The organism is Shewanella sp. SG41-4, assembly GCF_014164505.1.
Classification (GTDB): Bacteria; Pseudomonadota; Gammaproteobacteria; order Enterobacterales; family Shewanellaceae; genus Shewanella.
Genome location: NZ_JACJFI010000519.1, coordinates 1 through 1,796, shown reverse-complemented (window position 1 = coordinate 1,796; position 1,796 = coordinate 1). Strand labels below are relative to the sequence as shown.

At 39.9% G+C, this 1,796-nt stretch carries 1 protein-coding gene; it reads right to left on the bottom strand.

Translation table 11 applies throughout. From position 1 onward, the window contains the following. Nucleotides 1-336 precede the first annotated feature (336 nt). Nucleotides 337-1,557 carry a tetratricopeptide repeat protein gene (locus tag H5202_RS21805; protein ID WP_182773884.1) on the bottom strand — a complete coding sequence of 407 codons (1,221 nt, stop codon included), beginning with the start codon at nucleotides 1,555-1,557 and terminating at the stop codon, nucleotides 337-339. Nucleotides 1,558-1,796 lie beyond the last annotated feature (239 nt).

The window sequence follows — 1,796 nt, the reverse complement described above, 5'->3', positions numbered from 1 at the left end:
GAACAAAATAATTATCAACCACAACATCAAATGCCTCAAAGGTAATCGGGGCCAGTCGATTTTTCGAGATTAATGTTGCAGCGATGAGTAGCCTTTTTATACAAAATAAAGCTTTTGACAGGTGATTATTCAATATGAACAAGTCATAACGCAGTCTAAAGCAGTTATTAACACTGCACCAAGAACGCGGTATCAAGAACACTGCCTAAGGGCTTGGCTAAACCATTCCCACTCTTTGTTGAAAGTGATTGGCTTAAAAATCTTAGCAACGCACCTTGCGCCGCAATTAGAAACCGTTAACTCGAACCAATTTTGACTACAAAGGACCAATAATCCCTAGTTCTGTTTCAATGCTTGCAGCTTAGTTTGGTAGCGTTGTTTATTATTGCTATCACTTAATGCTAACGCTCGCTTTAGGTTCTTCTCAGCGAGCCGTTCTTCACCTGTTGCCCAGTAAGCCCTAGATAACCCAAAATAAAACTCATGACGATAATCCGCTTTCTCTAAGGCTCGTTTATACCATATGAGCGCATCTTGATATTGCTGATCAAAATACGCTTGTTGAGCCATGTCAAAATAGTAAAATGGATTATTTATTCTAGCGAGCTCAAGCACCTTATGTATTTGTGCCCACTCATCTAAACGCCCTTGTTCGCCTAAAATCAACGCTAAATTGTACAATGTGGTCAAATCTTGAGAGTCTACTTGTAGCGCTAAACGATATGCATATTCAGCCTCATCTTCGTAGCCCTTATGTCGATAAATAACCGCTAGAGTATTGATTGCCGACACATACTGAGGATCTAATTGAATGCTTTTTTTAACGAGTGCATAAGCCGCATCATAATCAGTTTTAATTAACGCTTCCGCAGCAATATTATTATAAAACATCGCAGTTAACTGGCGTTTATTAACTGTTTTTTTATGATAAGCACGGACAGAGCGTTCAGGCAAAAAGTCCACCAGAACATCTGTACCTCTAAATAACACAGTGGTATTAGTTTTCGGAGGTAGTAAACGTAAATTAACGTGGCCATTAACTAAGTAAAAACCACCTCGCCTATCCCAAACCGGTTCAACATCTATGTCATTAAACTCAACAGGCACATTTAACGCATCTGCCAACGCTGCCGCCAACACCACCAAAGACATGCAGTTACCTTGACGATTCAACACGGTTTCACTGGCTGAGCGGGTAACATTATCACGGTACTCAAAACCACCATCTTGTGCGCCTATATATTGAGCCAACCATTCATTGGCCATAACATTTTGACTACGAAGACTACTGTCGGCTTGAAACTGTCGTCTAAATTGTGCGACAAACTTTTCAGGTAAACGATAAATATCATCCATATCCACAGTCTCGACAGGTATGAACATTTCATCATGAAATAGGTTAGCAATCTTGATTGCGTTGGTTTTTGGTTGAGTTGATTGACAAGCGCTCATACTGAAAAGGAAAACAGCAAGCACTAGATGAGTCCATTTAAGTGTTGATTGGTCATCATTAGCAAGGGAACTAACCGGTACAGCTTTTGAGTGATGAGTGAACATTATTCAGCCCTCAGATAGGAATACGCTATCTAAAAGCATAGTCAATAGTTGACCATTAGGCCAAAACAACAACCACAAGGTTGTAACGACTTATTTGCTACTGAGGTGAATTCGCACTACTAATCGGAGGATCTATTTGGATATAAAGTTGTGTGTCTTGATATTCATAGGGACGATAAAATTGATGGCCGCAGTTAAAATAATTAAATGGCGACGATACCGTTATGCAACCAATAGGC